Below are 22,388 nucleotides of genomic sequence, written 5' to 3' on the forward strand. Positions count from 1 at the left end.
CTCGCTGGAAAGCGGCGATGAATCGCCGCGGTCTAGGGGGCCTGATCCGTCAGGCGCCTGCCGGCGAAACGGAGGAGGTTCCGGGCTTCTTGACCGTCTGGATGCGGAGGTCGCGGAGCTGCTTCGGATCGACCTCGGCGGGGCTCTGCGACATGAGATCGCTGCCCTTGTTGTTTTTCGGGAAGGCGATGACTTCGCGGATGCTGTCCTCGCCGCAGATGAGCATCACCAGGCGGTCGAGCCCGAGGGCGAGGCCGCCGTGCGGCGGGGCGCCGAAACGGAAGGCGTCGAGGATGTGGCCGAACTCCTCGGCCGCCTGCTCCTCGGTGATGCCGAGCGCCTTGAACATGGCCGACTGCAGCGGGCCCTCGTGGATCCGGATCGAGCCGCCGCCGAGTTCGTGGCCGTTGAGGACCACGTCGTAGGCCTGCGCACGGAGTTCGCAGGAGAGTTCGCCGGCGATCAGCTTGGCTTCGTCCTCCTTGATCGGGCGGGTGAAAGGGTGGTGGACGGCGACGTGGCGACCGGTTTCCTCGTCCCAGGCGAGCAGCGGAAACTCGGTCACCCACAGGAAGTTCAGCTCTTCGTTTCCTTCGAGCAGGTTCTGCATCTCGGCGACGGCGAGGCGCACGCGGCCGAGGACGTCGCAGGCCGGTTCCCAGGCGTCGGCGGCGAACAGGACGAGGTCGCCCGCTTCGATGTTGAGCTTGCTGCGAAGGGCCTCGATTTCGGCGTCGGTCATGCGCTTGACGAAGGGCGAGCGCCAGCTTTCGCGATCGTCACCGCGCGCCTGGATGTAGGCGAGACCCTTGGCGCCTGCGGCCTGGGCGAGCTTGGTGAGCTTGTCGATCTGGCCGGTGGAGATGTCGGCGAAACCCTTGGCGTTGATGGCTTTCACCACGCCGCCGGAGGCGACGACGCCGGAGAAGACGCGGAACTCGCAATCCTTGAGGTCGTCGGTGAGGTCGACGAACTCCATGCCGAAGCGGCGGTCGGGCTTGTCGGAGCCCCAGATGTCCATGGCGGTCTTCCAGGTGATGCGATCGAAGGACGCCGGGATTTCCGCGCCGCGGGCCTCCTTGAAGATGCGGCCGAGCAGGCCCTCGACGAGGGAAATGATGTCGTCCTGATCGACGAACGAGGCCTCGAGGTCGATCTGCGTGAACTCCGGCTGGCGGTCGGCGCGGAGGTCCTCGTCGCGGAAGCACTTGGCGACCTGGAAATACTTCTCGATGCCGCCGACCATGAGCAGCTGCTTGTACTGCTGCGGGGCCTGCGGGAGGGCGTAGAAGTGGCCGGGCTGGAGGCGCGAGGGGACGAGGAAGTCGCGCGCGCCTTCCGGCGTGGACTTGGAAAGGATGGGCGTCTCGATCTCGCAGAAGCCGTTTTCGTCGAGGTAATCGCGGGTCGACTTGGTGACGCGGTGGCGGGTGCGCAGGTTGGTGGTCATGCGCGTGCGGCGGATGTCGAGGTAGCGGTATTTCATCCGCAGGTCCTCGTTGGAGAGTTCCTTGTCGAGCTGGAAAGGAAGGACATCGGCCTTGTTCACGATCACCAGCTCGGTGGCGACGATCTCGATCTCGCCGGTGGCGATCTTCGAGTTGGTCGTTCCTTCGAGGCGGGCGGAGACCTTGCCGATCACCTGCACGACGTCTTCCTCGCGGAGCTGGTGCGAGAGCTTGGCGGCGTCGGCGTTTTCCTCCGGCCGGAACACGCACTGGGTGAAGCCCTCGCGGTCGCGGAGGTCGATGAAGATGACGCCGCCGTGGTCACGGGCGGAGTTGACCCAACCGATGAGGGTCACGGTTTCGCCGATGTGCGAGGAGCGGAGTTCGTTGCAGTGGTGGGTTCGCATGGGAAGAGGAGTCCTGGGGACCGGTTGCAGGATGGACTTGATGGAAAGGATGAACGAGATGGTGGTCTAGGCTTTAGGCGAGAGGTGGACTCGCTTTATCTGGACCCTAGGGTGATAGAAATTGATGATGAGACCGACGGGAAGACGCGTGATGCGGAGGTAGTTGAGCATCTGGGCAATCTCCCGCGAGGTGATGTGTTCGATGGTCTTGGTGTCGATGATGATCCTATCGAAAACGATGAGGTCGGGGATCAGGGTATCGATGACGGTGTCCTTGTAGATGACGGGAAACTGGCGTTGCTGGTCGTGGGCGATGGATTGCAGCTGGAAGTCGCGCACGAGTGCTCGCTCATAGGCCTTCTCCCGGAGCCCACAGCCGATCTCGTTCATGACCTCGTAGGCCATGCCGATGATCGTCTTGGTTTCCGTTTCCAAATCCATCCGTCCATCCTTTCCATCAAGTGCATCCTGCGATGATCGCCCTGCAGCCTGCTAGGCCAAGAGCGGGCCGTCGGGTTGTTGGAGGCGGGTGGTGAGCCAGTCGGCGAGGCCGAGGACGTGGCACTTTTCCTCGGTGCGGGAGGACAGGACCTTGAGGGTGAGCTCGGGGAGTTCGGAGCCGATGACGAGGGCGAAGCGGGCGCCGGCCTTTTCGGCGTTCTGGAATTGCTTGCCGATCTTGACGCTGCCGAAGGGGAGGTCGCAGGAAATGCCGGCGGCGCGCAGTTCGGCGAGGAGGCTGAGGGCCTCGGGGCGCTTGGTTTCATCGGCGAGGACGAGATAGATCTCGCAGGCGGCACCCTGGCGGAGCAGGTGGGTTTCAAGCTGCATCCGCGGGTCGGTGGTTTCCTCGATGAGGTTGCGGATGACGTAGTCGCCCATCGCGAAGCCGGTCGCGGGCAGGTCGACGTTTCCTTCGGAAAGGGTGTCGACGAGCGTGTCGTAGCGACCGCCGCCGGCGACGGCGCGCATGGACTTCTTCGAGTCGAAAACCTCGAAGACGACGCCGGTGTAGTACGCCAGGCCTCGTACGATGGAGAGGTCGAGCTCGACGAAGTCGCCGAGGCCGCGGGCTTCGAGGTCGGCGCGGATGGCGTCGAAGGCCGACGAGGCGTTCTCGGGCTTGGCGATGAATGAGGTGACGGCCTCCGTTTCGATGCCGAAGGCGGCAAGCTTCTCGGCGGTGACCTCGGGCTTCTCGCGTTCGAGTTTGTCGATGATCTGGAGGAACTCGGGAATGCGATCGTCGGGGACGTTCCGCGCCGCGGCGAAGTCGAGCCACGCCTGGCGGTCGGAGACGCGGACGAGGAACTCGCCGGCGACGAAGCCGAACGCGCGCATCGTGTCGATCGCCAGCGCGATCAGCTCGGCATCGGCGGCGGGGCCGGCCTCGCCGAGGATGTCGACGTTGAACTGGTAGAACTCGCGCCCGCGGCCCTTTTGCGGCTTCTCGTAGCGGAAGCACTGGCCGATCTCGAACCACTTGAGCGGCTTCGGGAAATCGCGCTGGTGCTGGGCGGCGAGGCGGGCGAGCGAGGCGGTCACCTCCGGGCGCAGGCAGACGTCGCGTCCGCCTTGGTCCTCGAAGCGGAAGAGCTGCGAAGAGAGCTCGCCGCCGGATTTTTTCAGGTAGAGCTGGGTGTCCTCGAGGACCGGCGTGTCGTACTCGACGAAGCCGTATTTCCGGGCGACCGAGCGCCAGGTTTCGAAGAGGTAATTGCGCACGGCGCACTCCCGCGGGGTGAAGTCGCGGAAGCCGGGAAGGGCTTGGAAACGAAGGGCTGCCATGATGTCGCCGTGGAAGGGGCGGGGAGGATGCACGCCGCGGCCGGGTTTTCAAGGCGGGATTCTGAGGGGGAAATGGCGGGCTCTTGGGGGTTTTGGAGCAGGATGAATGGGATCCGGAGTTTTTTGTGGGGATTTCAATTCGGAGGCTTTTTTAGCGTCTCTGAAACATCCCATTCATCATCCGAATCCTATTCATCCTGATCCCGAGCTCCCGGCAGCGGTAATTCACCGGGAGGTTGGGATTGGCTAACAGCCGAATCCGGGCATGGTCGCCGCGGATGTTGCGATCGCTGCGAGCCATGGATTTCCGCTGTTTCGACGCCCTCGGGATCGAGGTGCCGGAGGCGGGGGCCGTGTTCACGGGGCAGAACGCGCAGGGCAAGACCTCGGTGCTGGAGGCGGTGTGCGTGCTGGTGCGGCTGCACTCGCCGCGGACCAGCCGGATGCAGACGCTGGCGAGGATCGGCGGCCACGGCGGTTTCGGGATCGCCGGCGAGGCCTGGGATATGGAGCGGCGGATCGATTGGAGGCCCCGCGTGCCGACCCGCCATGTGGTCGAGGGAGATGAGCGGCCGAGCCAGGGCGGCTACCTCGAGGACGGCGGGCTTTTGGTGTGGATGGGAAATGACGATCTCGACCTCGTTCGCGGAGGCGGCGAGTCGCGGCGGAGGTATCTGGATTTCATGGGCAGCCAGGTGGCCCCGGACTACCGGCGGGCGCTGGCGCGCTACCGCCGGGCGCTGAAGGCGAAGAACCTGCTGCTCAAGGACGGCGAGCGGCGGCGCAGGGAGATCGAATCGTATGAGGCGATCATGATCCCGGCGGCGGAGGTGCTGCGCCGGGTGCGGGCGGATCTTTCCGGCCGGCTGACCGAGGTGGTGGCCGAGCGGCAGCGGACGATCGCCGGCAAGGACGAGCTGGCGGGGATGAGCTACCTGCCCGGCGGCGGCATGGAGCTGGGACCGGCGCTGGAGCAGGTCAGGGAAAAGGAATTCCGGCAGCGGCGCAGCCTCGTCGGGCCGCATCGCGACGAGCTGGAGTTGACGGTCAACGGCATGCCGGCCGCGGCCTACGCGAGCGAGGGCCAGCAGCGGACCCTGGCGCTGGCATTGAAACTGGCCCAGGGCGGGGTCTTGCGCGAGCGGGCGGGCCGCGAGCCGGTGTGGCTGATCGACGACGTCTTCGGCGAGCTCGACGTTTCCCGCCGCAACGCGCTGATGCGGGCGCTGCCGACGGGCGCGCAGAAGTGGATCACGACGACTTATCTCGACTGGCTGAAGGAGACGCCCGAGCTGGAGGGCTTGGCGCGGTTCGCGGTCGAGGGCGGCTCCCTGCGGGCCTCGTAGCGGGTGCCCTATGCGAGCCGGATTTTGTCGAGGCGGAGGGTGCGGGGTTCGCCGCGGAGCTGGCAATAGCCGTGGGCGTAAATGGCAGCGCCGTCCTCGACGCGATAGATCGAGATCGGTCGGAAACGACGGAGGGCGCCGGGGTTCGTCCCGCCGTGATAGTAGATCGCGATCGTTTCCTCATCGGTGATGGCGCGGAGGAAGGTCGACACCACCGGGTCGTCCGACCGCCGGACCGGTGAGACGGGCGCGATCTTGCGGGCCCCGGTTTCCGCGCAGCGGGCGGCGGCGGGGAGTCCGGCGAAGGCAGCGAGGAGGGTGGCGAAACGACGGCGGCTGAGGCTTTTCATGATCGCACCCTGACGCAGGGGGTAGGACATCCGTGGGGGCAGGGCTGGATGATTCGGACGATTTCCGATAGGGGATGGAGGAAATGAGCGCCCGCCACACCCGCCGCCCCTTCGAGCGGATGCATCGCATCCATCTGGCCATCAAGAGCGGGCGGATGCCGAACTGCTCGACGCTCGCCGCGGAGCTGGAGGTCACCCCGAAGACGGTGATGCGGGACATCACCTTCATGCGCGACAACTTCCGGCTGCCGCTCGAATACGACGAGCAGGGCCACGGCTACCGCTACACGGGGGACGTGTCGGACTTTCCGCAGTTCGAGATCGGGGAGGAGGAAATCGCGGCGATGTTCCTCGCGCGGACCGCGCTGGAATCGATCCGCGGGACTGAGCTGGCCGACAAGCTGCGGGTGGCGTTCGGGCGCCTCGCCTCGGCGCTCGGCGAGCGGATCGATCTGCGCTGGGACGATGTGGACGCCGCCTTTTCCCGCAAGGTGCCGGAAGTCCGCGGCCACGACGTGCGGCGCTTCGGACAGCTGGCGGACGCGGTGGTGAGACAGCGCATCGTCTCCTTCCACTACCGGAAGCTCGCGGCGGAAAAAGCCGAGCCGCGGAAGGTGCGGCCGCTCCATCTCGGCGAGGTCGAGGGTGGGTGGTATCTGATCGCCCACGACCCCGATCGCGCGGCGCTGCGCACCTTCGCGCTGATCCGGATGACGAGGCTGCGCGTGCTGGAGGAGCGCTTCGGGCGGCCGGCCGGCTTCGACGGGCCGGCCTATCTCGCAAAAAGCTTCGGCGTGTGGGGCGGCGACGATCCGCAGGTGGTGAAGGTGCGGCTCGAGGGCTATGCCGCGAGGCTGGCGCAGGAGCGGCGCTGGCATCCGACCCAGGAAATCGAGGTGCTCGATGGGGACGGCGGGCGGGTGGAAGTTCGCTTCGAGGTCGGCTCGCTGCCCGAGGTGGTGCGGTGGGTCCTCAGCTTCGGCAGCAGGGCGAAGGTGCTCGAGCCCGCCGCCCTTAGGGCCATGGTGGCCGATGAGGTGCGGATGATGGGGGAATAGGAGGCGGGACGTCCCCCTCCCGCGGGGGCTGGGGGTTCGTGGGACGGGGACGTCCCACCTCCGATTTGCGAACTTTTTGCAGAAGCTTTGCAGACCTTTGGCGCAGGAAATGGCGGTATGTGTCGCCATGATGGGGATGAAAAGACGACTGATCGCATGTCTGGGGCTGTCCTCGCTACTGCTAGCCGCCGAGGACAATCCCTTCGTTTCCCGCAAGGATCCGAAGTCGGAAAATTCACCCGCCGGGGAGCCGCGGCGCTGCGAGTTCATGCTCGAGCACCTGCTGGTGGATTCGGCCAAGCTCATGAGCTGGGAGCACGAGGCGGGCGAGCCGAGCGATGAACAGCTCCACCAGACGGTGGCGGAGTGGGTGCGCGATGGCAGCGCGGTGCTCGACCACACGGCCTGGGTGGCGGGAGCGGACGGCGGCAAGCTGTTCTCCGACCAGATCCTCGAGCAGATCTACGCGACGGAGGTGCTGCCCGGAGGCAAAGGCGCGTGGCCCTTCCCGACTTCCTTCGAGACCCGGAATTGCGGCCACAGTTTCAATGGTTGGGCGGTCGAGGAGGACGGAAAATGGAAGCTGGCGTGGGAGGCGGAGCTCGTCCGGATCCTGTCGCGCGGCCGGCCATTCAGTCCGATCGCGGAACGCACCTGCGAGCCCGGCGATGTCTTCATCCCCACCTTCGGCAGCTTGCGGGCTTCGGCAGGTGGACCATCGGTGTGGCCTGATCCTTTCGGTGAAAAAACGCAACGCATCGAGGAGCCCACCCAACTGATGTTTGAAAAGGGAGGGCGCTATCTGTGGGGGCGCAGCAAGGAACCCCGATCCAGCGCCACGCGCCTGGTGTTTGTGCGGGCCAGGGTCGATCCCGAGCCGGTGGAGCCCGAAGGCGGCCTGCCATCGAGGATCAAGCTGCGGGTGCTGCGGGTCGATCATACCAAGGCCTGGGAATGGCTGAACGCGCCGGACGGGGTCGATCCGCTCCAGGCATGGGAGGTGTTTTCAAAAGACCCCGCCGCGCTGGCCTGGTCGCTCGATGGATGGCTCGCAGCCAAGGGGCGGACGACCGCCGAGCAGATCGAGGAATACTGCTACCCGACGGAGTACATTCCGGGCATGAAATGGGAAGTGACCCGCAAGTGGGAAGAGGCGGACAAGCGTGGTGAGAAAGCGGGCATCGCCACCAAGGAGGAACGGCAGGTGGTGGAGCCGGCCGTGGGGGCAGCCATGGCGGCGACCCCGACATCCTTTGAAACCCGGAATATCGGGGTGAGCTTCGAAGCGGAGGTCGAGGGCGGCAGGATACACCTGGCCATAGAATCGGTCGCCAAGGTGGGGGATACCGCCCTCCATCGCATCGAGGACGGCGGAGAATGGCGGGTGGACATGACGATGCCTGAGTTCGGTCATTCCATGATTCAGACCCAACTGCCGGTGCAGTGCTGCGGCTGGACTCTGGTCGGTGTGGGCGGGGAGTTCCTCGAAGGCGGGGTGGCGGATGCGGCCCACCGATTGATGTATTTCGTGAAACTGGAGTGACAAGGTGGCGGCGAACCGGATGATGGGAGCGATGATGTCGGGACGACTGGCAGTGGCGGCGACGCTGGGGCTTTCCTGCGCCTTGGCCGTCGTGCTGGCGGTCACGGGCTGGCGGATTTCACGTCAGCAGCTCCGCGTGCCGGTGGCGGGAAGCGAAGGCTGGTGGGAGGAGGAATTCGGTCGCGGCGCCCGGCAGGTGGCGCGGCTGGAAGCGCTTTGGGAGGAGGCGCTCGATGCCCGGGCGCAGGCATTTCTGGCGGGCGAGGACCCTAGAGACGGATCGGTCGCCGGCGTGCGGAGCGTTTACCGGCTGGATTCGTCGAAAAAGGAGCCGCAGTGGCTCGCCGGAGAGACGCTGACAAGCCCGCCGCTGCTGGGGAAATACGCGGAAACCGAGGATGCCTGGGTTTTCCCGGATCAGGCGCTGGTGGGTTCCGGCTGGATGGATGAAGGCGATGGCCGCCGGGCCTATGTGCGGGGAAATGGTGCCGCTGCGGTGGTGATGGTGCTGGATCCCGAGCGCACCGCGAAGGTGGTGCGGCGGGAGGCGAGGCTCGGCCGTGGTGAGTCGGAGCTCGGAGGCTCCTGGCAATGGCTGGCACCGCAGGAATCCGCCACGCCGCGGGGCGACGCGGACGAGTCGATCCGCCAGCTCTCGAGCTTCGGGGCGTGGACTCTGAGGATCTGGAATCCGGTGGAGCGGCAGATCCGCTACCAGCTGCCGCTGCTGATCGGCGGCTTCGTGGCGGCGGGGGTGGTGATGCTCGCCGGCGGGTGGCTGGCCTGGGCGCAAGCCGGTGCCTGGAAACGGGCGGCCGAGCAGGTGAGCTTCGCCAATCAGGTGTCGCACGAGCTGCGCACGCCGTTGACGAATCTGATGCTCAACGCCGACCTGGCGATCGACGACGCGGCGCGTGGCGGGCGGTCGGTTTCCCCGCGGCTGGGGGTGATGCGCGAGGAAATGGAGCGGTTGTCGAGGATCGTGGAAAACGTGCTGATCTTTTCCCGTGGCCGGCATCGCACGCGGCAGCTGCGGGAGGTCGATCTGGTCGCGCCGCTCGGCGAGGTGGTGGAGGGCTTCCGGTTTCCGCTGGCGCGAAAGGACATGTCACTGAGCTGGGAACGCCCGGACACCTGCCACGTGGCGACCGATCCGGAAGCGGTCGGGCGGATCGTGGTCAACCTGCTTTCCAACGCCGAGAAATATGCCGGTGCGGGCTCGGCCGTGCGGGTCCGTCTGGCGCAGGTTCAGGGTCGGCTGAGGCTGGAGGTGGCGGACGACGGTCCGGGGATTCCCGCCGGCCAGGAGCGGCGGGTCTTCCGGCCCTTCGTGCGCGGCGGCAGCAGCACGCGGGAAGGGGTCAGCGGCACCGGGCTGGGGCTCGCCATCAGTCGCAGCCTGGCGGGGGAGCTGGGGGGGCGATTGATGATGGTGTCGGCGGCTCGCGGCGCGTGTTTCCGGCTGGAGATCCCGCTGGCGGAAAGGAGGGCCGGATGAAGGTGCTGCTGGCGGAGGATGATGCGGTGACGCGGGAGGCGGTGACGACCCTGCTCGAGGGCGAGGGCTATCAGGTCCAGGCGGCCGAGCATGGCGCGATGGCCTGGGACTGCTGGCAGCAGGGCGGGAGTGACCTGGTGCTGCTGGACATCATGATGCCGCGGCTGAATGGCTACGAGGTGTGTCGTAGAATCCGCGCCGCCGATCCGCGGGTGCCGGTGATTTTCCTGTCGGCCAAGTCCGAGGAGATCGACGTGGTGCTGGGGCTGGAACTCGGAGCGGATGAGTTCGTGCGCAAGCCCTTCGGGGCCCGCGAGCTGCTGGCCCGGGTGCAGGCGGTGGTGCGGCGGGCGCGGCCGGAGTCGCCGGCGGAGATCGCCTTCGGCCCGTGGCGGATTTTTCCCAAATGCTTGCGGGCCGAAGGGCCGGCGGAGGTCGAGCTGACGCTGCGGGAGGTGAAGCTGCTGCAGCTGCTCCACCGTCACCGCGGCGAGGTGGTGAGTCGGGATGAGCTGCTCAACCGCTGTTGGGGGCTGGAGTATTATCCGGAATCGCGCACGCTCGATCAGCACGTACTAAACCTGCGCAAGAAGCTCGAGGCGGATCCCAGCGATCCGCAGTGGATCCGGACCGTGCGCGGCGCAGGCTATCGGATGCCGGAATAGGAGGCGGGACGTCCCGGTCCCGCGAGGGTGGGGTGTGGGGAAAGTCCGGGAGGTGGTGCCTCGTTTGAGGAAAGGTCAGGCTGCCGGGGTTCGTGGGACGGGGACGTCCCACCTCCTATTTCACCGAGAAGCGGTGGACCTCGATGTGGCGGTAGGTTTCGCCGGGGTGGAGGAGCGGTGAGGGGAAGTGGGGCTTGTTCGGCGCGTCGGGGTAGTTCTCGGTTTCCAGGCAGAGACCGCTACGGAAGGGGTAGGCGATGCCGCCCTTGCCTCCCTGATGAGGCAGGCGGAAGCACTCGGCGGAAAGGAAATTGCCGGAATAGACCTGGATGGCGGGCTGGTTGGTGAAGATCTCGATGGTCCGTCCGGTCGCCGGGTGGTGGACTTCCGCGGCGAACACCGGGTTGCCGCCGCAGGCCTTGTCGAGGATCCAGGCATGGTCGTAGCCGCTCGCCCGCTTGAGGCAGGGGTGATCCTCGTTGATGCGATCGCCGATCCGGCGGGCTTCGCGGAAGTCGAGCGGGGTGCCCTCGACCCGCTTCAGCTCGCCGGTGGGGATCAGGCCGTCATCGGTGGGCAGGTAGCGCGAGGCGGCCAGCCGAAGTTCATGGTCGAGGATGTCCTTTTCCGGATTCCCGGAAAGGTTCCAGTAGCTGTGGTGGACGAGGTTGACGATGGTGATGCGGGTGGTGGTGGCAGTAGCCTCCCAGATCAATTCGTTTTCGTCGCTCAGTTCGTAGGTCACGGTCGCGGTCAGCGCGCCGGGGTAGCCTTCGTCGCCATCGGGCGAATCGTAGCGGAGGACGACGCGGGTCTCGCTCGCCTCGAGGATGTCCCACAGCCGCCGGCTGAATCCCACCGTGCCGCCATGGAGGTGGCAGGGGATGCCGCCGGGTTCGTTGTTGGTGGCGAGCTGGTGGAATTGGCCGTCGATGGTCAGGGTGCCGCTGGCAATGCGGTTGCCGAAGCGGCCGACCGTGGCGCCGAGGTAGGGATTGGAGTCGGTTTCGTAGCCGGCCGCGGTGTCGTAACCGAGGGTGATGTCGGCGAATTCGCCATCTCGGTCGGGCGTCAGCACGCCGACCAAGGCGGCACCGAAGTTGGTGATGGAAGCGGTGAGTCCGTGGGAGTTGCGAAGGGTCACGAGCTTGGCCTCGAGGCCGTCGGACAGTTTTCCAAAAGAGCGGAGGTGGGTGGAGGATGCGATGCCGGTCGAACTCATGGACTCCCGGAGAATTCGTGACAATGCCGGGCCTGCCAAGGCGTTTCCATGCCAAACCTTGGTATTTCCGAAGAATGGGCTTTACAAGGAAGGGCTAAATCCTATTTTCCGCGGCCCCGCGCCGGGCTCGTTGCCCCTGTAGGGACCCACTCCTGTCATTTTCCGACCATGAAAGTTCTTTCCTCGCTCTCCTCCGCCAAGCGCCGCCACGCCGATTGCCAGGTGGTTTCCCGCAAGGGCACGACGTATGTGATCTGCAAGACGAACCCGAAGTTCAAGGCACGCCAGGGCGCGACCAAGGGCACCCGCCTCTCCAAGAAGGGCGTGAAGTGATCGGAAACCTCCGAACTTGATTCGAAAGGCGGCCCGCGGGCCGCCTTTTTCGTGCCCGCATCCCCTCACCGGACTCTGGGGCCGGGCGAGCCAGCGTGTTGCCTGGAAGTCGCTCAAAACGCCACGCCCCCTGTCCAACGAATTGGACAGGGGGCGTGGCGGACCGGGAGGGATTCGAACCCTCGGTACCCTTTTGAGGTACGCACCTTTAGCAAAGGTGTGCTTTCGACCACTCAGCCACCGATCCGTAGTTGGGGTCGCGGGGTTTGAATCACAGCGGAGGAGTTCCGTCAATGGGGTCGATGAAGTTTTTCCGCTTCGGCGGATGACTTGCGAATCTCCCGGTGCTGGTGTGGGGTGAAGGGCAATGATGCGTCGCTTCGGATGGCTGTTTCTTCTCTCCTTCGCCTTGTGGTCTTGCGGGACCGACGAACCGGAATCGGAGCCTGTTTCGCCCACCGCACCCCGCCTGGTGGGCAAAGTGGCGTCGCTTCATGCCAGCGAAGGTTTCGTGCTCATCGAGACTTACGGCGACACCGTGCTGGGGCGCGACCTTTTGCTCACGACGCAAGGGGAGGCGGGTCGCTCCGCCTCCCTCACGGTCAGCGGCGAGCATCTGGGGAGGTTCGCGGCGGCAGACATCAAGGCCGGTGACGTCAAGGCGGGCGACGCGGTCTACGCCCGTCCGACGCTGGAGGTGGAGCGGGACTACACACCCACGCCGGAAGCGTCCATTCCCCCGCTGCCGACGCCGGACCGCTAATTTTTGCAGGAAGGCGGTCAAAGCACCTGTTTTTTTATAATTAAACCTTGCTTATCGTTGGCAGGCGTTGCTAGTCTCCGCACCGCAAAGGCTGTGCTCCCTTACTTGTCCCGAACCATGAACACTACAACCAGCCATGAAACTGAGCACCCCGGGCGACAGCCCATCCCTAAATGCCGATGCTGACCGCCTAGCCGACTTCGTCCTCTTCACGCAGCGTAGCTGCATCCTCAATCTCTCGAACAGCCTCAACAAGGGTAACGTGTCGTTCCCGCAGTTCTTCTTGTTGGCTTACCTCGCGAGCGAGGAATATCTGACCATGTCGGATATTGCCAAGAAGATGGGTCATTCGACCGCGGCAGCGACCGGTCTCGTCGATCGTTTGGAAAAGCTCGGCTACGTCGAGCGTGTCCACGCGGCCGAGGATCGTCGCAAGATTATGGTCCGCATTACGCAAAAGGGTGTCGAACTCGTGTCCACCATGCGCAAGGAAATCGCGAAAGATCTCGCCGGTGTCCTTTCGGAGATGGACGAAGACCAGGCCGAAGCGGTCGAGCACACCAAGCGTGCGCTCAAGAGCCGCGAACGCGCCTGACATCCCGCGCTGACATACCCCCCGTTTGTCGGTTTTCACAGCCTCCGCTACGGTTTGCCCGTGGCGGAGGCTGATTTTTCTTTTCTCGATCCCTTGACCAAGGCCCCCGGCGTGGAGGCGGCTTGGATCGAGCGCGTGCCCGGCATTGATGTGGTCGTGGACCGCGATGTCGCCTTGGCCCGTTTGCTGCCCGCCCACAAGGCGGAGGTCGCCCGCCGGTTCGGTGCACCCTTCTGGTGGCGCGCGGAGCAGGTTCACGGTGCGCGCGTGGCCTGGGTGCCGGGGGCCGAGACCAAGCCCGCAGGCGATGGTCTGCCGGTGGTGCCCGGGGTGGATGGCTTGATCACCCAAGCCAAAGGGGAACTGCTGGGCATCTATGTGGCCGACTGCGGTGCGATCTGGCTGGCCGACCGGCGGAGCGGCGCGGTGGGGCTGCTGCACTCCGGCAAGAAGGGCACGGAACTTGGCATTCTTGCGACAGCCGTAGCGGCGATGAGGGAGCGGTTCGGCACGGATCCGGCCGATTTGGTGGGCGTCTTGTCGCCATGCATCCGCCCGCCCCATTATGAGATCGATTTCGCCGAACAGATCGTCCGCCAGGCGGAAAAGGCGGGCATCGGCGAGTTCCGTGATGTCGGGTGCGATACCGCCAGCGATCCGGGGCGGTTTTACAGCTACCGGATGGAAAAGGGCATGACCGGGCGGATGTTGGCATTGATCCGCTGCGGAAGCCTCGCATGATGACGCGGTGATCCTCGAAGCGTCCGCCAAGCTCAATCTTTCCCTCAGGGTCCTCGGACGCCGCGATGACGGTTTTCACGAGCTGGAGTCCCTGATGGTGCGTCTTGATGGTCTCGCCGATCGGTTGGAAATCGAGGTGTCCGACGAGGATCATTTTTCCTGCGATGCTCCCGGCGTGCCTGCCGATGATAGCAACCTTGTGATCAAGGCCTTGCAGTTATTTCGACGGGAAACAGGGATAAGGGACCGGGTGCGGATCCGGCTCGAAAAGCGGGTTCCGCACGGAGCCGGGCTGGGCGGAGGGAGCAGCGACGCGGCGGCGATGCTCGCGGGTCTCAATGAGCTGTCCCGTGCCGGTCTCCCGGTGGGAAACTTGACGGAAATGGGAGCACGGCTGGGTTCCGATATCCCTTTCTTTCTCGGTCCACCGGTGGCGGTGGTGAAGGGGCGGGGTGAGCGGATCGAGGAAGGCCCGAGCTTGCCCTCGATGCGTGTGGTGCTGCTGAAGCCGGGTTTCGGGGTATCGACCCCCGACGCCTACCGGCGATGGCAGGACTCGAGGGAGCTGGAAGGAGTGGACTATACGCCGCAGACGCTGGCGTGGGGCGATCTGGTCAATGATCTCGAGCGGCCCGTGTTTCAGAAGCACCTCTTTCTTGCGGAGGTGAAGGGATGGCTCCGCCGGCAGGATGGCGTGGAAGCTGCGCTGATGAGCGGTTCGGGCTCCACGATGTTCGCCGTGATCGATGAAAAGGCCGACGCCGACGGCCTGATCGCGAGAGCACGGGAGGAACTCGATCCCACGTTCTGGACGTGGGTCGGTCGGACCGTGGCGGGATGAGTCCTCCGGAGGGCTGCATCAGGCGTGGTGCAGGATGATCGAATTGGCGGCGATATGGTCCGACAGGATGTCGGAAACGATCACCATCGGCGTGCCGGGCGTGATGTGACCGCGCTCGATGAGCAGGGCGGCGGCGCGCTTGATGGTTTCGTCGATCGAAGCGGCGAAGGGCAGCCTCAGTGCGCGGACGTTCCGGCTGATGGCCAACTGGCGGCAGACAATTTCGCTGGGCGTGAAGGCGTAAAACTCGCGGGTCCGTGGGCGCAGCATGGCGGTGTGGTTGGCCAGCACGCCGCGGCGGGTCAGGACGACCAGCCGGGCATCGGGCATGGAGTCGACCAGCGTCACCGCGGCACGGGCGGTTTTTTGCCGCTCCTCCCGCAGCAGCACGCCCTGGCCGTACCCCATGCCGCCGGAGCGCTCGATGCGGGAAGCGATCCGAATCAGGGCGTCCACGCAACGGAGCGGGTGTTTTCCGACGCTGGTCTCGCCGGAGAGCATGAGGGCATCCGCCTCCTCGTAGACCGCGTTCGAACAGTCGGTCACTTCGGCCCGGGTCGGGGTGGGGTTCTGGATCATCGATTCCAGAAGCTGGGTGGCGACGATGACCCGGCGGCTCAGTTCGTGGCAGCGCTTGACGATACGGCGCTGGAGAAGGGGGAGTTCCTCGAAGGCGACCTCGATGCCGAGATCGCCGCGGGCGATCATGATCACGTCGGAAGCCTGGATGATGGCGTCGATGTTGCGAACGGCCTCCTGGTCCTCGATTTTCGCGACCACCTGGGCGGTGCCCTCCAGCGCCTCGATCGCTCGCCGGATCTCGTGCACGTGGGCGGCATCGCGGACGAAGGACCCGGCGATGTAGTCGGCCTCGCATTCGATCGCCAGGGCGAGGTCGTTGCGGTCCTTGTCGGTCATGGCCGGCAGGTTGAGCCGGGTGCCGGGAAGGTTGATGTGGCGGCGGGAGCCGAGCTCGCCGGCGTTCTTGCACTCGCAGATGATGCGGTCGTCCTGGCGGGACTGGATCTGCATGAGCAAGGTGCCGTTGTCGACCACCAGCGTGCTGCCTTCCGAGACATCGTCCATCATGCCGGCGTAGTTGACGGTCGTGGAAATGGGGATCGTCGGCTTGGTTCCCTCGCGACGGAACTCGACGAGATCGCCGATGGCGAGTTGGTAGGGTTTTTCCACCTCGCCGGTGCGGATCGAGGGGCCGGTGAGGTCGAAGAGCACGGCCACGTGGACGCCGCGGTCCGAGGCCTGGCGGCGGACCAGCCGGGTCATCTCGGCGGCCCACGCGTGCTTGGCGTGGCTCATGTTGAGCCGGAAAACATTGGCCCCGAGGTCGATCAGCCGGCCGATGGTGTCCTCATCCTGAGTGGCGGGGCCGAGGGTAACGATGATCTTGGTGCGGCGTGACATGGAATCTGGGAGGTAAGCATTTCTCCGACCATCCCCGGGGCCGGGGCCGAAGTCGGCCCGAGCCGGGAATGGGTGAATCAGCGGGCGGTGGCGAGGGTGGCGGAAAGCGTGGCGGCGCAGTCGTGGAAGGCGGCCGAGGCGGTGCTTGCCGAGGGGTCGGTGAGAGCGATCGGCTTGCCGGAATCGCCCGCCTCACGGACCGGGGGCTCGATCGGAATCCGCGCCAGCAGGGGGACGTTGAGGGTTTCCGCCTCACGGGTCCCACCGCCCTCGCCGAAGAGGTGGTAGCGGGTGCCGTGCTCGCACTCGAACCAGGCCATGTTCTCGATCAGGCCGAGGATGGGCACGTTCACCTTGGCGAACATCGAGACCGCCTTGCGGGCATCGATGAGGGCGATTTCCTGCGGGGTCGTGACAATGATCGCGCCGTCCACGGCGACGGTCTGGACGATGGTCAGCTGGATGTCCCCGGTGCCGGGCGGCAGGTCGAGCACCAGGTAGTCGAGCTCGCCCCACGCGACCTGGCGAAGGAATTGCTGGGTGTAGCGCGTGGCCATGGGGCCGCGGACGATCACCGGCGAGCGCTCCTCGAGCAGGAAGCCCATCGACATCAGCAGGATGCCGTGCGCCTCGACCGGGATGATTTCGTCGTGCTCGTTGGCCATGGGCCGGTCGTGGCTGCCGAACATCATCGAAATGGACGGCCCGTAGAGGTCGCAATCGCAAAGGCCGACGCGGGCACCGGTCTTGGAAAGCGCGATGGCGAGGTTGGAGGCCACGGTCGACTTGCCGACGCCGCCTTTGCCGGAGGCGACGGCGATGATTTTCTTCACCCCAGGGATCGAGGACTTGCCGCTGGCCGCCTGCTCGCCACCGGCGGCCGGGGCGTCCTTGATGTTGATCTCGATTTTCGGCGTGCCGATGTCCGGCAGCTCGGCCAGCGCGGCGTGGCTGGCCTTGAAGATCTGCTGCGGCACCTCGGGATCGCGGGTCTGGATCTCCATCCGGACGTGAAGGGTGCCGTCCTCGACCACCACTTCCTTGATCAGGCCGAAGGAGACGATGTCGCGGGAAAATCCGGGATACTTGACGGTGCCGAGCGCTTGTTTGACGAGGTCGATGTTCATGAGCTGCCGCGCCCACCAGAGCGGTGCCGGGACGGATGATCAAACCCCGATCAGGAAAGGCTCCGTTTTTCCGATGAATCAGAACGTCCTGCGCAGGTGGGAAGGCAGGATGCCGAGCTGGTCGCGATACTTGGCGACGGTGCGGCGGGCGACCGGGATGCCTTGGGTCTTCAGGGCCTTGGCGATGGCTTCGTCGGACAGCGGCTTGGCCGGCGGCTCCTTGGAAATGAGGGCCTGGATGGCTTCGCGGACCCCGGCGTTCGAGACCTCCTTGCCGTCCTCGGTCTGGTAGCCGGCGGCAAAAAACGAGCGCATGTCCATCAGGCCGTGCGGCGTCAGGACATACTTGCCGGCCACCGCTCGCGAAACGGTGGTGGCGTGAAGGCCCAGCTCGTCGGCGATCTGGTTCATGGTCAGCGGCCGCAGGTGCCGCGGACCGCGGGCGAGGAAATCGGGCTGATGTTGGATGAGTTTTTCCGCGATGCTCAGGATGGTCTCCTGCCGCAGCGACAGCGAGCGGATCAGGGTCCGGCCCTCGCGCAGGTTGTCGCGCAGAAACTGGCGGCTCTTGGTGTCGTTGGTGGTCTTGCCAAGCAGGTCCTTGTAAAAATCGCTGATCCGCAGACGGGGCAGGTATTCGTGAGTCAGGCGGGCGATCCATTCGCCGTCCTCGTTCTCGATGATCACGTCGGCGCGGATCATCGGATTGCCCGTGGGGTCGTACTCGCCGCCCGGGTTCGGCGTCAGGCGGCCGATGGCCTCGGCGGCTTCCGAAATGCGGTCGACGCTGGTGCCGAGCGCGCGGGCGATCTGCGGGTAGCGCTTGCGGGCGAGGTCCTCGAGGTGGTCGGAAACGATCTTGTGCTCGATCGAGGAGCCTTCGCCGCGTCGTTCGAGCTGGAGCAGCAGGGAGTCCTTCAGATCCACGGCACCGATTCCCGGGGGGTCGAAGCCCCGGATCACGGCGGTGGCCGACTCGATGTCATCGGCCGAAATGCCCATGCGGATGCCGATCTCCGAAGGCGGCAGGTCGAAAAACCCGCGGGGGTCCATGTTTCCTAACAAAACCTCGGCCGCGACCCGCACGCCGGGCTCGAGCAAGGCCACCTGGAGCTGCGCGGCGAGATGCTGTTGGAGTGTCTCCGGCGCCACGATGGAATTGTAGAGGTGATCGCGCCGTTCCTCGTCGTCCTGCGAGTAGGTCTGGTTGCGGCGCTCCATGATCATCAGGTCGCGCAGGTCGTCGTCGGTCTCGTTGAGGTGATCGAGGGAGTCGGCGTCCTCCGGATCCAGGCCGTCGTCATCGAGCGACGCCATTTCCGTGATGTCTTCCAACACGGGGTTGGTTTCCAGTGCCTGCCTCACCATCTGGGTGAGCTCCATGGAATTCGCCTGAAGGATCTCCAAGCTGCGCCGCATCTGGGGTGCGAGCGACTGTTGCTGGGATAGCGACTGCTGGAGGGAGGATTCTGCCATACCGTGCCTGCCGTCTGTGGCTGACGGCCTGAATCTATGACTTCGCTCCGAGCATCACCAAGCAGAATAAATGCCAAACAATAAAATAAATTCCGCAAGGCTTTTTTCGTGCCGGCCCGAGGTGCCTGTCGTAGCACGACGTGCGTTCAACCTTTCGAGACATGAGTAGCGAGGCTTTTGCACCCTTCGAGGAAAAAATGAAGCAGGCGGGCGTGATGACGGCCGCCATCGAGGCCTTCCGTCATAATTATGAAGCCCTCCGGCGAAACGAGAGCGGGATGATCACGGAGGAGACGATCGAATCGGCGGCCGACCTTCCCACCATCGAGCTTGGGGCGGGGGGCTTCGATGCCGACCTGCTTTCGAAGACGGTGGTCATCAAGCTCAATGGGGGCTTGGGTACCAGCATGGGGCTGGAAAAGGTGAAGAGCCTGCTCGAAGTCCGACCCGGCGTGACGTTCCTCGATTTGATCGTGCGGCAGATCGTTTCGCTCCGGCAGGCCACCGGGGCCGAGGTGCGGCTGCTGCTGATGAACAGCTTCGCCACCAGCGACGATACGCTCGGCTATCTGGCCGACCACGCTCCGCGGGATCTGGCGGAGCGACGGGAGGTCGAGCTGATGCAGAACCAGGCACCGAAAATCGATGCGGAAACGCTGGCGCCCGCGACCTGCGCGGCGCATCCCGAACTGGAGTGGTGCCCGCCGGGTCACGGTGATCTCTATCCGGCCCTTTCCGGCTCGGGCTGGCTCGACTGTCTTTTGGCCGGCGGTGCCAAATACGCCTTCGTCTCGAACTCCGACAACCTCGGCGCGGTGCTCGATCCGGCGCTGCTCCAGTGGTTCGCGGATTCCGACGCGCCCTTCATGATGGAGGTCACACGTCGCACGCCCGCGGATCGTAAGGGCGGCCACCTCGCCCGCCGAAAGTCGGACGGCCGCCTGCTCCTTCGAGAGGTGGCCCAGTGCCCCGACGAAGACCTCGAGGCCTTCCAAGACATCGAAAAGCACCGCTATTTCAACACCAACTCGATCTGGCTGCGCCTCGACAAGCTGAAAGAACGGCTGCACGAGGGTGGGGGCGTGCTGCCCCTGCCGATGATCCGCAACCGCAAGACCGTCGATCCGCGCGACAAGTCGTCCACGCCGGTGATCCAGCTGGAAACCGCCATGGGAGCGGCCATCGAATGCTTCGAGGGCGCCGTGGCCGTCGAAGTGCCCCGCAGCCGCTTCGCTCCGGTGAAAACCACCGGTGACCTGCTGGCGCTGCGCTCCGATGCCTACGGGGTCGGCGCGGATGGCTCGGTGGCGCTGGATCCTCGGCGCGAAGGCAAGCCGCCGGTCGTCAAGCTGGACGAAGCTCACAAGTTCGTGGATTCGCTCGATGCCCTCGGGGTCCCGTCGCTGGTCGATTGCGACACGCTGACCATCGAGGGGGATGTCCGTTTCGCGCCGGGAGTCGTAATTCGGGGAAGCGCGGATTTTTGCGCATCCGGGGACTCTTGCGTTGTTCCAAGCGGGGTTTATCCGCGAAGCTGACAGATTGTGTCCGGATAATCTCGTTTGGGGGCTTGCCATTGGCCGCCTGACTGCTACCCCCTCCGCCCGATGGCAAGTGTCGGAGCAATCGAATGGCAGTTGGACGGAATCGAGGGAATCGTTTTCGACTGTGACGGAACGCTGGTGAATTCCATGCCAGCGCACTTTGAAGCCTGGTGCGAGGCGCTGGCCTTCTACGGGGCGGCGAACGTGTTTCAGGAAGATGTGTTCTACGCGATGGGCGGACGGCCCACCAAGGACATCGTGGTCCAGCTGAACGGCGACTACGGCCTGCGGCTCAGCCCGGAGGCGGTGGCGATGAAAAAACGGGAGGCCTTTCTCAATCGGCTTTCCCAGGTCGACGAGATCGTGGAGGTCGTCGAGTTCGCCCGTGCCTGCCGCGGGCGGATCCCGATGGCGGTCGCGACCGGCGGCACTCGCATGGTCATCGAGCGGACGCTGCAGGTGCTGAATATTTCGGACCTGTTCGACGAGGTCGTCACGGCCGACGATGTCGCCATCGGCAAGCCGGCCCCGGACATTTATCTCAAAGCCGCCGAGTTGCTCGGCGTGGCGCCCGCCCGGTGCCTCGCGGTCGAGGACGCCCCGGCAGGCATCATGTCCGCGCAGCAGGCCGGCATGCGGGTGCAGGCGATTCCGGCGCCGCTGGACCTGACACTTTCGTGACGGGCTTTTTGCCGGAGGTCGATGCATTCGGGCTTGATTCGTCGTGGTGGGCTCCTTTGACTCCGCCATGGCGGACATCACCCTTGGACTTTCTTTCGACGACGTCCTTCTGACCCCCCGGTTGAGCTCCGTGCTCCCGGCTTCGACGGATCTCACGACTTCGCTCTGCGACGACATCAAGCTGCGGATCCCCGTGGTTTCCGCGGCCATGGACACCGTGTCCGAGGCCGAACTGGCGATCGCCCTGGCCCGCGAGGGGGGCATGGGCGTCATCCACCGCGCCTGCCCGATCGACCACCAGGCCTCGATGGTCTCGCGGGTGAAGCGTTCGGAAAACGCGGTCATCCTCAAGCCGATGACGGTCTGCAAGGAGCAGACGGTCGACGACGTGCGCGCGATCATGGCCGAGCACGGCTTCTCCGGGTTTCCGGTGGTCGATGGCGAAGGCAGGCTGCTGGGCATGGTCACCGGCCGCGACATCCGCTATCTCGACGATGGCTCGTCGAAGGTGGCTGAGGTGATGACGCCACGGGAAAAGCTGGTCACCGCGCCGCCCTCGACGTCCCTCGGCGAAGCTCGGAATATTCTCTACCAGAACCGCATCGAGAAGCTGCCGCTGGTCGATGAAAGCAACCGCCTGGTCGGCCTGATCACGGGTGCCGACATCGAGAAACGCGCCGCCTTCACCGATGCTGCCAAGGATCCGAACGGCCGCCTGCGCTGCGGCGCCGCTGTCGGGGTGGGCCCGGATTTCCTCGATCGCGCCAAGGCGGTGGTCGAGGCGGGTGCTGACGCGCTCTTCATCGATGCCGCCACCGGCCACACGACGCGGGTGATGGAGGTCATCGCCCAGCTGCGCGAGCTTTCCGACCGACCGGTGGTCGCCGGAAACGTTGTCACCGCCGAGGGTGCAAAGGACCTCGCTGATGCGGGAGCCAGCGCGGTCAAGGTCGGCGTGGGCCCGGGCTCGATCTGCACCACGCGGGTCATCGCCGGCGTGGGCATGCCGCAGTTCACGGCCATCCAGAATGCCGCCAGCTACTGCCGCGAGCGCGGCGTGCGGGTCATCGCCGATGGCGGCATCCGTTACTCGGGCGATGTCGTGAAGGCGATTGCGGCCGGGGCCGACCTGGTCATGCTCGGCTCCCTGCTCGCCGGCACCCGCGAGAGTCCGGGGCAGACGGTTTACTCGCAGGGCCGTCGTTTCAAAACCTACCGCGGGATGGGCTCGATCGGCGCCATGCAGAAGGGCGCGGGGGACCGCTACAACCAGAACTCGTCAGGCAAGCTCGTCGCCGAGGGCGTGGAGGGCCGGGTGCCCTACAAGGGCCCGCTGGCCGACGTGGTCTTCCAGCTGATGGGCGGCCTTCGTTCGGGCATGGGCTACGTGGGCGCGAACGACCTGGCCGAGCTGCGCGAGCGCGCCACCTTCACCCGCATTACGCCGGGTGGCCTGCGCGAGAGCCACGTCCACGACATCGTCATCACCGAGGAACCGACCAACTACCAGCCGATCGCCTGATTTCACGGCCATCCGATT

Annotated in this window: 21 protein-coding genes and 1 tRNA gene; 13 read left to right on the plus strand and 9 right to left on the minus strand. The window is 65.5% G+C overall.

Features of this window, described 5'->3' with window-relative positions; all coding sequences use genetic code 11:
* Window positions 1-49: 49 nt before the first annotated feature.
* From aspS to hisS, 3 genes are all read right to left on the minus strand, one after another.
* The gene (aspS, locus tag ABXH26_RS05210; protein WP_353565988.1) at window positions 50-1,855 is read right to left on the minus strand and encodes an aspartate--tRNA ligase; all 1,806 of its coding nucleotides are present in this window, start codon (window positions 1,853-1,855) and stop codon (window positions 50-52) included.
* 66 nt (window positions 1,856-1,921) lie between these two features.
* Complete coding sequence (locus ABXH26_RS05215) at window positions 1,922-2,296, minus strand: GxxExxY protein (protein WP_353565989.1); 375 nt, start codon at window positions 2,294-2,296, stop codon at window positions 1,922-1,924.
* A 51-nt stretch (window positions 2,297-2,347) separates the two neighbouring features.
* Window positions 2,348-3,676: a histidine--tRNA ligase gene (gene hisS / locus ABXH26_RS05220; protein WP_353565990.1), complete on the minus strand. Its 1,329-nt coding sequence runs from the start codon at window positions 3,674-3,676 to the stop codon at window positions 2,348-2,350.
* A 245-nt stretch (window positions 3,677-3,921) separates the two neighbouring features.
* Here hisS and recF point away from each other — a divergent pair, with 245 nt between their 5' ends.
* A complete protein-coding gene (recF, locus tag ABXH26_RS05225; protein ID WP_353565991.1) occupies window positions 3,922-4,989 on the plus strand; it encodes a DNA replication/repair protein RecF in 1,068 nt (355 codons plus the stop codon).
* Between the two features lie 8 nt (window positions 4,990-4,997).
* On the opposite strand, the gene ABXH26_RS05230 is transcribed toward recF, so the two are convergent.
* On the minus strand, window positions 4,998-5,369 hold the full coding sequence (locus ABXH26_RS05230) for a WYL domain-containing protein (protein ID WP_353565992.1): 372 nt from the start codon (window positions 5,367-5,369) through the stop codon (window positions 4,998-5,000).
* A 53-nt stretch (window positions 5,370-5,422) separates the two neighbouring features.
* Between ABXH26_RS05230 and ABXH26_RS05235 the strand changes: the two genes are divergently transcribed.
* From ABXH26_RS05235 to ABXH26_RS05250, 4 genes are all read left to right on the plus strand, one after another.
* Window positions 5,423-6,397, plus strand: a complete 975-nt coding sequence (locus ABXH26_RS05235; RefSeq protein WP_353565993.1) for a helix-turn-helix transcriptional regulator — start codon at window positions 5,423-5,425, stop codon at window positions 6,395-6,397.
* A gap of 136 nt (window positions 6,398-6,533) precedes the next feature.
* Window positions 6,534-7,940: a hypothetical protein gene (locus tag ABXH26_RS05240; protein ID WP_353565994.1), complete on the plus strand. Its 1,407-nt coding sequence runs from the start codon at window positions 6,534-6,536 to the stop codon at window positions 7,938-7,940.
* 31 nt (window positions 7,941-7,971) lie between these two features.
* Window positions 7,972-9,438 (plus strand): sensor histidine kinase, encoded by a 1,467-nt coding sequence (locus ABXH26_RS05245; RefSeq protein ID WP_353565995.1) that lies wholly within the window; start codon window positions 7,972-7,974, stop codon window positions 9,436-9,438.
* Window positions 9,435-10,103 carry a response regulator transcription factor gene (locus ABXH26_RS05250; protein ID WP_353565996.1) on the plus strand — a complete coding sequence of 223 codons (669 nt, stop codon included), beginning with the start codon at window positions 9,435-9,437 and terminating at the stop codon, window positions 10,101-10,103. The genes ABXH26_RS05245 and ABXH26_RS05250 overlap by 4 nt, the downstream gene beginning before the upstream one ends.
* 115 nt (window positions 10,104-10,218) lie before the next feature.
* On the opposite strand, the gene ABXH26_RS05255 is transcribed toward ABXH26_RS05250, so the two are convergent.
* Window positions 10,219-11,325 carry an aldose epimerase family protein gene (locus tag ABXH26_RS05255; RefSeq protein WP_353565997.1) on the minus strand — a complete coding sequence of 369 codons (1,107 nt, stop codon included), beginning with the start codon at window positions 11,323-11,325 and terminating at the stop codon, window positions 10,219-10,221.
* Window positions 11,326-11,493: 168 nt separating this feature from the next.
* On the opposite strand from ABXH26_RS05255, the gene ykgO reads away from it, so the two are divergent.
* Entirely contained in the window at window positions 11,494-11,658 is a 165-nt protein-coding gene (ykgO, locus tag ABXH26_RS05260) for a type B 50S ribosomal protein L36 (protein ID WP_353565998.1), read from the plus strand.
* A 156-nt stretch (window positions 11,659-11,814) separates the two neighbouring features.
* Here the strand turns inward: ykgO and ABXH26_RS05265 are convergent.
* Window positions 11,815-11,905: transfer RNA gene (locus ABXH26_RS05265), tRNA-Ser, on the minus strand.
* A gap of 120 nt (window positions 11,906-12,025) precedes the next feature.
* Between ABXH26_RS05265 and ABXH26_RS05270 the strand changes: the two genes are divergently transcribed.
* The 4 genes from ABXH26_RS05270 (at window position 12,026) to ispE (ending at window position 14,598) form a co-directional block, all read left to right on the plus strand.
* Entirely contained in the window at window positions 12,026-12,421 is a 396-nt protein-coding gene (locus ABXH26_RS05270) for a hypothetical protein (protein WP_353565999.1), read from the plus strand.
* 136 nt (window positions 12,422-12,557) lie between these two features.
* Window positions 12,558-13,016 carry a MarR family winged helix-turn-helix transcriptional regulator gene (locus ABXH26_RS05275; RefSeq protein WP_353566000.1) on the plus strand — a complete coding sequence of 153 codons (459 nt, stop codon included), beginning with the start codon at window positions 12,558-12,560 and terminating at the stop codon, window positions 13,014-13,016.
* A 135-nt stretch (window positions 13,017-13,151) separates the two neighbouring features.
* Entirely contained in the window at window positions 13,152-13,757 is a 606-nt protein-coding gene (locus ABXH26_RS05280) for a purine nucleoside phosphorylase YfiH/LACC1 family protein (protein WP_353566001.1), read from the plus strand.
* Between the two features lie 7 nt (window positions 13,758-13,764).
* Window positions 13,765-14,598 carry a 4-(cytidine 5'-diphospho)-2-C-methyl-D-erythritol kinase gene (gene ispE, locus ABXH26_RS05285; protein WP_353566002.1) on the plus strand — a complete coding sequence of 278 codons (834 nt, stop codon included), beginning with the start codon at window positions 13,765-13,767 and terminating at the stop codon, window positions 14,596-14,598.
* 18 nt (window positions 14,599-14,616) lie between these two features.
* Here the strand turns inward: ispE and pyk are convergent, their stop codons facing one another.
* The 3 genes from pyk to rpoN form a co-directional block, all read right to left on the minus strand.
* Window positions 14,617-16,020 (minus strand): pyruvate kinase, encoded by a 1,404-nt coding sequence (gene pyk / locus ABXH26_RS05290; protein WP_353566003.1) that lies wholly within the window; start codon window positions 16,018-16,020, stop codon window positions 14,617-14,619.
* A gap of 77 nt (window positions 16,021-16,097) precedes the next feature.
* On the minus strand, window positions 16,098-17,147 hold the full coding sequence (locus ABXH26_RS05295) for an Mrp/NBP35 family ATP-binding protein (protein WP_353566004.1): 1,050 nt from the start codon (window positions 17,145-17,147) through the stop codon (window positions 16,098-16,100).
* 78 nt (window positions 17,148-17,225) lie between these two features.
* Window positions 17,226-18,623: an RNA polymerase factor sigma-54 gene (gene rpoN, locus ABXH26_RS05300; RefSeq protein WP_353566005.1), complete on the minus strand. Its 1,398-nt coding sequence runs from the start codon at window positions 18,621-18,623 to the stop codon at window positions 17,226-17,228.
* Between the two features lie 161 nt (window positions 18,624-18,784).
* Between rpoN and ABXH26_RS05305 the strand changes: the two genes are divergently transcribed.
* The 3 genes from ABXH26_RS05305 to guaB all read left to right on the plus strand — a co-directional run bounded on the left by ABXH26_RS05305 (window position 18,785) and on the right by guaB (window position 22,370).
* Window positions 18,785-20,161 carry a UTP--glucose-1-phosphate uridylyltransferase gene (locus ABXH26_RS05305; RefSeq protein ID WP_353566006.1) on the plus strand — a complete coding sequence of 459 codons (1,377 nt, stop codon included), beginning with the start codon at window positions 18,785-18,787 and terminating at the stop codon, window positions 20,159-20,161.
* Window positions 20,162-20,230: 69 nt separating this feature from the next.
* Window positions 20,231-20,848, plus strand: a complete 618-nt coding sequence (locus ABXH26_RS05310) for an HAD family hydrolase (protein WP_353566007.1) — start codon at window positions 20,231-20,233, stop codon at window positions 20,846-20,848.
* A gap of 67 nt (window positions 20,849-20,915) precedes the next feature.
* A complete protein-coding gene (gene guaB, locus ABXH26_RS05315; RefSeq protein WP_353566008.1) occupies window positions 20,916-22,370 on the plus strand; it encodes an IMP dehydrogenase in 1,455 nt (484 codons plus the stop codon).
* Window positions 22,371-22,388 lie beyond the last annotated feature (18 nt).

The organism is Haloferula sargassicola (genome assembly GCF_040362925.1).
In the GTDB taxonomy this organism is placed as follows: Bacteria; Verrucomicrobiota; Verrucomicrobiia; order Verrucomicrobiales; family Akkermansiaceae; genus Haloferula; species Haloferula sargassicola.